This window comes from Paraburkholderia sediminicola (assembly GCF_046027825.1).
Classification (GTDB): domain Bacteria; phylum Pseudomonadota; class Gammaproteobacteria; order Burkholderiales; family Burkholderiaceae; genus Paraburkholderia; species Paraburkholderia sediminicola_D.
Genome location: NZ_JAQQDU010000027.1, coordinates 88,859 through 95,023, shown reverse-complemented (window position 1 = coordinate 95,023; position 6,165 = coordinate 88,859). Strand labels below are relative to the sequence as shown.

At 62.2% G+C, this 6,165-nt stretch carries 6 protein-coding genes; 1 reads left to right on the top strand and 5 read right to left on the bottom strand.

Annotation, left to right across the window (positions count from 1 at the left end; all coding sequences use genetic code 11):
• Nucleotides 1-18 precede the first annotated feature (18 nt).
• From PQQ96_RS17010 to PQQ96_RS16995, 4 genes are all read right to left on the bottom strand, one after another.
• The gene (locus PQQ96_RS17010) at nt 19-1,251 is read right to left on the bottom strand and encodes a multifunctional CCA addition/repair protein (protein ID WP_408293900.1); all 1,233 of its coding nucleotides are present in this window, start codon (nt 1,249-1,251) and stop codon (nt 19-21) included.
• Nucleotides 1,248-1,901 (bottom strand): glutathione S-transferase family protein, encoded by a 654-nt coding sequence (locus PQQ96_RS17005; protein WP_408293897.1) that lies wholly within the window; start codon nt 1,899-1,901, stop codon nt 1,248-1,250. Before PQQ96_RS17005 ends, PQQ96_RS17010 begins: the two co-directional genes overlap by 4 nt.
• 31 nt (nt 1,902-1,932) lie before the next feature.
• Nucleotides 1,933-2,886 (bottom strand): complex I NDUFA9 subunit family protein, encoded by a 954-nt coding sequence (locus tag PQQ96_RS17000; RefSeq protein ID WP_408293895.1) that lies wholly within the window; start codon nt 2,884-2,886, stop codon nt 1,933-1,935.
• An 82-nt stretch (nt 2,887-2,968) separates the two neighbouring features.
• Nucleotides 2,969-4,936, bottom strand: a complete 1,968-nt coding sequence (locus PQQ96_RS16995) for a lytic transglycosylase domain-containing protein (RefSeq protein WP_408293892.1) — start codon at nt 4,934-4,936, stop codon at nt 2,969-2,971.
• Nucleotides 4,937-5,013: 77 nt separating this feature from the next.
• On the opposite strand from PQQ96_RS16995, the gene PQQ96_RS16990 reads away from it, so the two are divergent.
• The gene (locus PQQ96_RS16990) at nt 5,014-5,556 is read left to right on the top strand and encodes a 5-formyltetrahydrofolate cyclo-ligase (protein ID WP_408293889.1); all 543 of its coding nucleotides are present in this window, start codon (nt 5,014-5,016) and stop codon (nt 5,554-5,556) included.
• Nucleotides 5,557-5,604: 48 nt separating this feature from the next.
• Here the strand turns inward: PQQ96_RS16990 and PQQ96_RS16985 are convergent, their stop codons facing one another.
• Nucleotides 5,605-6,117 (bottom strand): winged helix DNA-binding protein, encoded by a 513-nt coding sequence (locus PQQ96_RS16985; RefSeq protein ID WP_054040851.1) that lies wholly within the window; start codon nt 6,115-6,117, stop codon nt 5,605-5,607.
• Nucleotides 6,118-6,165: the final 48 nt, after the last annotated feature.

The following is a 6,165-nucleotide window of genomic DNA, read 5'->3' as shown; positions in this document are numbered from 1 at the left end:
CAGGCAAACCCAAACCCCTTATACAAGAACCACTTCAACAGCGCGAACGCGCTCCTGATGCACCGCATCCTTAATCCCAGCAGGTGCGTCTGCAAGCCGCTTAGCCACAGCACCAGCATCGACACCGCGCGCAGCAACAAGCGCTACCCGCAGCCGCTCGGCCTGCGGATACTCCCGCATCTCAAACCCAAGCCGCCCACGCGCATCCGCCTCGCAAGCCTGCAAAGCTTCAGCAAACCGCGCAGGTTTCCGAATCGCATCGCTGCGCTCGAGCAACCTCACCAACGCGGCAGCGCCCATCTCCATCACGCGATGAATATTCCCATGCTCCCGCGCGACCAGCAGCGCCAGATCGCGGCATTCATTCGGCACCCGTAGCCGCTCGCATAAAGGCTTCAGCAAATCCACACTGCGCCCCTCATGCCCGATATGCCGAGGCAATACGTCGTCCGGTGTGGTCGCTTTGCCTAGGTCGTGCATGAGCGCCGCGAACCGAACTGGCAACGCGTAGCCCTGCTGCGCGGCATGGTCGATCACCATCATCACATGAACGCCCGTATCCACTTCCGGGTGATAATCAGCCCGCTGCGGCACACCAAACAACGCATCGATCTCCGGCAGAATGCGGCCCAACGCGCCGCACTCCCGCAGTACCTCGAACATCCGGGACGGCTTCTTCTCCATTAACCCACGCGACACCTCCTGCCACACGCGCTCGGCCACCAGCGCATTCACCTCGCCGTCGGCCACCATCTTGCGCATCAGCGCCATCGTCTCCGGTGCAACGGTGAAATCCACAAAGCGTGCCGCGAACCGCGCAATCCGCAAAATCCGCACAGGGTCTTCAAGAAACGCATCGCTGACGTGGCGAAAGAGCCGCGCCTGTAAATCGCCCCGGCCGTTGAACGGGTCGATCACCGGGCCGGTCAGTTCGCCATCCGGGCGCATCTCGCGCGCCATCGCGTTGATCGTCAGGTCGCGGCGAGCGAGATCCTCTTCGAGTGTGACGTCCGGTGCGTAAAAGAACTGGAAGCCGTGATAACCCGCCGCGGTCTTGCGCTCGGTGCGCGCGAGCGCGTATTCCTCGTGCGTTTGCGGATGCAGGAACACCGGGAAATCCTTGCCCACCGGACGATAGCCCTGCGCCACCATCTGCTCGGGTGTCGCGCCAACCACCACGTAATCGCGGTCCTGTACGGGCACGCCCAATAGCTCGTCGCGAATCGCTCCGCCGACCGCGTAGATATTCATGGGCATTCGTCCAGGTAGGCAGCCGCGTGCGTTTCGTGCAGCGCGTCGTCGATCCATGCCTTCACCGCCGGCAAGGCCGTGATGCGACGCGCGTAAGCCGCGGCGGCTTCAGAGAGCGCCGGTTGCCACGTGTTGAAGCGCATCACGACCGGCGCGTACATCGCGTCGGCAATGCTGAACTCGCCGAACAGAAAAGGGCCGCCGTAGGTATCGAGACACGTGCTCCAGATCGAGTCGATGCGCGCAATGTCGGCCAGCGCGCCCGGCGTGGCGTTCTTGCCCGGGAACGACGCGCGAATATTCATCCACATGTTCGAGCGCAAGTCGCCGAAGCCCGAATGCATCTCGGCGCTCACGCAGCGCGCGTGGCGACGCGCCGCCGGGTCGCGCGGCCACAGCGCATGCTGCGGGAAGCGCTCAGCCAGCGTCTCGGCGATCGCCAGCGAATCCCAGGTCGCCGATCCGTCTTCGTCGACCAAACACGGCACCTTACCCGGACCCGTCGGCGCATGAGCCAGAATCGCGGACTTCGTGCCGGATTCATTCAGATGAATCAGCACCTCTTCAAACGGAATGCCGAAATGTTTGACCAGCAGCCACGGACGCAACGACCATGACGAATAGTTTTTGTCACCGATAAGCAGTTTCATCGTTCGTCTATAAGAGGGAAGATAAAAAGGTTTAGCGCCCTGCGCTGGCGCGAAACGTGTCGAAGCGTGAGCGCGTCGATGCGCCGGTCAGATACACGGGGGCGATCGTTTCGATGCTGGCGGGTTCGATGCCAAGTTCAGGCGCAAGCGGTCCACTCAACACGTTGTCGATTTTCATCGAATCGAGATTGTCGCGCGAGATCACCGGTTCGCCTGGTGCCATTTCAAACGTCAACGCCTGCAAACGCGCCAATGCTTCCGGCAGGCGAATGATTCGCGCATGCCGGCCGATCACATCGCCACAATACTTGACGAGGTCTTCGAGTGTATAGACGGTCGGGCCGCCCAGCTCGTAGGTATGGCCGCCGGCTGCATCGAGATCGAGCACGTTGCAGATCGCTTTCGCCACGTCGCCAACGTACACCGGCTGAAATTTCGCATCCGGCATGGCAAGCGGAATCACCGGGAAGACGCGTTGCAGGAACGCGAACTTGTTGAGGAACTGGTCTTCGGGACCGAACACCACGGACGGCCGGAAAATCGTCCATGCCAGATTCGCCGCGTGCACGGCCTTTTCGCCGTCACCCTTCGAGCGCGAATACATGCTGGGCCCGTTCGAGTCGGCGCCGAGCGCGCTGATATGAATTAGCCGATGCACGCCCTTGCCTTCGCAAGCCGCCACAATTTTTGTCGGTAATTCGACGTGCGTGCGTGCGAATTCCGGGCCATAAGGCGTGCCGCGTTTGCCATGCAGCGTGGCGACGAGGTTGATGACGCAATCGGTGCCTTCGACGAAGCGCGCGAGTTGCACCGGATCGAACACGTCGGCTTCGATCACGTCGATGGGGAGCAGGGTGAGATGGCGGGCGTTGTAGCGCCGCCGGGTGGCGATGCGCACGTCTTTGCCCATTTCAACCAGGGCGTTGACGAGATGACTGCCGATAAATCCGGAACCGCCGATGATCGCAATGGCTTTATGTCGCATTTCTCGACTCCCTGGTGGAAGCCGCGGCAACGGCTGGCGTGGCGCACCGCCGCATCAAACTGACGCGGCGGCGGCACGGCGCTTACGGCGCGATATAACCCAGCCGCGCCTTCAGCGATTGCGGACGGCCTTCGAACAATGCCGCGTAGTAGACCGTGTTGGACAAGACATTTTTCACGTAGTCGCGCGTTTCGTTGAACGGAATCGTCTCAGCGAAGATCGCGCCTTCAACCGGACGCTGCAGTGATTGCCGCCAGTTGCGCGGACGGCCGGGGCCCGCGTTGTAGCCTGCGGTGGCCAGCACGGCGGAACCGTCGAACTGATTGTAGATCATCGACAGATAGTTCGTACCAAGCAGGATGTTGGTGTTGATGTCGTTCATCTGCTCGCGCGAAATCGGACCGAGCCCGATCTTTTTCGCCACCAGTTGCGCGGTACCCGGCATCAGTTGCATCAAACCGCTCGCGCCGACTTCCGAGCGCGCATTCATGATAAAGCGCGATTCCTGGCGAATCAGCCCGTACGCCCACTCCACATCAAGCCCATTCGACTGCGCGTCGCGCTCAACGATATCCTTGAACGGCGACAGATAGCGCAGCGAGAAATCGTGCTCACTCTTCGTGCGATCCGCCGTATTGACCGTACGGTCATACAGCTCGATACGGCGCGCGTATTCGGCAGTGGCGATCAGTTGCCGGTCGCTCATGTTGCGCAGCGGCCAGTTCCATTCGCGATTGCCTTCGAGCCGCAGATTCAGCGCATAGAAACGCTGCGCCAGATCGAAGCCCGGCGTGTTGCCGGCCTGCTGGATTTCGGCGTCGGTCACTGTCGTTTTAGGCGGCACCGTGATCTTCTGGCCGAGTTCTTCGGAAGCCAGTTGGCCGTAAAAGTTGAAGCCTTGCGAGATCGACGCGAATTCCTGGTTGGCCGTGGCCGTGTCGCCGGCCTGCTTGAGCGCGCGGGCATGCCAGTACACCCACGACGGCTGATTGCGCAGCGCCGCCGGCATCTGTTCGATCGACCAGCGCACCATCGTCCAGTCGCCCGCGAGCAGCGCGGTACGGGTGCGCCATTCGTACGCCGGGTTCGACAGCGGCGCATTCACCGAGAGCCGGTACCAGTCCACCGCGCTCGGCATCTGCTTGGTGGCGGCCTGATAGGCAATCGTGCCCCAGCCGATTGCGCGCTCGGGCGAGCTCAGCGCCGGCGCCACCGACGCGAACGTGGCCGCGGCCATGGCCGGGTCGTTGCGCGCCATGCGCGTGATCGCGAGCAGCGCGAGTTGGTGCGACTGCGTATCCGGACCGACGCCGCGCGCCAGCAGCAACGGCGGCGTATTCGTGGCCTGGCCGAACAGCACCGGATCGGGCGGCTGATTGTTGAGCGCATCGACGAGCTTGCTGCCGGTGCTGGTGTAATTCTGCTCGTACGCGAGACGGATCTGTTGCCACACGTCGTCGGAACTGAATTGCTGGTTGACTGCCAGCGAAGTGACCAGGTCGACGCAGCCGTCGCCGTACCACTTCGGATCAACCAGCAGCGCACGCGCCGCGTCGGCGACGTTTTCACCCCGCGCGGCACGCGATTCAAGCGCGTAGCACTTCACCTGGGTATCGTCGTTCAGCACGAAACGCGCGTATTGCTGATCGAAGTTCGGCCAGTCGTGACGCGCGCCGAGCACCGTGAGGTAGTCGTTGCGCAGACGGTCGGCGATGGCCTGGCCGTCGTACTTCTGCAGGAACGCCAGCACCGGGGCATCCGGCGCGTCAATGCGCGCATGGCCACTGGAATCGAACAACTGCGGCTTGAGCTGGAAATACTCCAGATACGAAGGCGCCGGATAATTCGGGATCATGCTCGCCAGTTGCGCTGCGCGCGCCGCATCATTCGTGCGGGCGGCTTCGCGAAGCTGGACGAAGATCTGGTCGTCGTTCGTGAGTTGCGAAAGGGGAACGGGCTTGACGGCGGAGGCCGTGCTGCACGCGACGAGTGCCGCAGCGGCAAGCGCCAGACCGGCCGCGCGATATACTCGATAGAGGCGTATTGACATCGTTGTTTCTGGAGCGCGAATTGGACCCAAGCATAGCATGCAACCCTGTCGCAGAATCGAAAAAGGCGCTGCGTCGAATGCTATTGGAAGCAAGGCTACAAGCGGCTTCCGAGCCGGCGCATAACGTGGCGCTCAACCGTCGCATTCTCGACACGTTGAAGCACTATGGCGCGCGCAGCGTCGGGTTCTATTGGCCGCTGTCGGGCGAGTTCGACGCGCGCGCCGCGATGGCGATCTGGCTTGCGGCAGATGCACAACGCGAGGCGAGCTTACCGGTCGTCAAGCAACGTGGCGTGCCGCTGGAATTTCACGCATGGGCGCCCGATACGCCGATGAAGATCGGCCATCACAAGATCGCCGAGCCCACGTCGGGGCGCGTGGTGGTCCCCGATCTGCTGTTCGTGCCGTGCGTGGGCTTTGACACCGACGGTTTCCGGCTCGGCTACGGCGGCGGTTACTACGACCGCACACTGGCCGGATGGCCGGGGGCGAAGAAGCCGGTCACGGTCGGTGTCGCCTATGAAGCGTGCCGCACGGACGCGTTACAGCGCGAAGCCCACGACATCCCGCTCGATCGGATCGTGACGGAAGCCGGCCTCTATCCCCATCCGGCGGATTAAGCGTTTGAGGCGCGCCGCATCCTTCATCAGCCGCCGAAGCCGAACCCGTTATAAAGACGCCGCCGCCCGTGCGGCCGTGTCGTACAGTCCGGACGCGTTGCGCATCAGTTGCGCCGCCTCGCCGATCTGCTCATTGGTCAGGCCACTCTCCTTCAGCGTCGAAATCAGGCAGCTCTCGCGCACCTCGCGGTATTTCAGACAGAGCTCACGGCCCGCATCGGTCGCCGAGAAGAACACTTCCTTGCCGGTCTTTTCGCTTTTTACATACCCTCTAGCTACGAGCTTCTTCAACGCGTAGGTGGCGACGTGGGTATCTTCGATGTTCAGCACGAAGCAGATGTCCGCCAGCTTCTTGCGCCGCTCGCGATGGCTGACGTGGTGCAGCAACGACACTTCGATCGCGGTCATGTCCTTTTCGCCCGCGGCTGACATGCAGCGCACCATCCACCGGTTGAATGCATTGCCCGCCATGATGAGTGCGTACTCGAGCTCGGACAGCTCCGCGCTTGTGTCGGACACGAGATGTTCCGAAGAAACAATCTTGGTGGGGTGGCGAGACATGGTGAAGTTTCTCGGGAAACAGGATGGAAAGGTGTCGGGAGTGTACGA

Coding starts and splice junctions, on each gene's coding strand:
- PQQ96_RS16985 (WP_054040851.1), bottom strand. CDS start 6,117: ATGTCTCGCCACCCCACCAAGATTGTTTCTTCGGAACATCTCGTGTCC.
- PQQ96_RS17005 (WP_408293897.1), bottom strand. CDS start 1,901: ATGAAACTGCTTATCGGTGACAAAAACTATTCGTCATGGTCGTTGCGT.
- PQQ96_RS16990 (WP_408293889.1), top strand. CDS start 5,014: ATGCTATTGGAAGCAAGGCTACAAGCGGCTTCCGAGCCGGCGCATAAC.
- PQQ96_RS17010 (WP_408293900.1), bottom strand. CDS start 1,251: ATGAATATCTACGCGGTCGGCGGAGCGATTCGCGACGAGCTATTGGGC.
- PQQ96_RS16995 (WP_408293892.1), bottom strand. CDS start 4,936: ATGTCAATACGCCTCTATCGAGTATATCGCGCGGCCGGTCTGGCGCTT.
- PQQ96_RS17000 (WP_408293895.1), bottom strand. CDS start 2,886: ATGCGACATAAAGCCATTGCGATCATCGGCGGTTCCGGATTTATCGGC.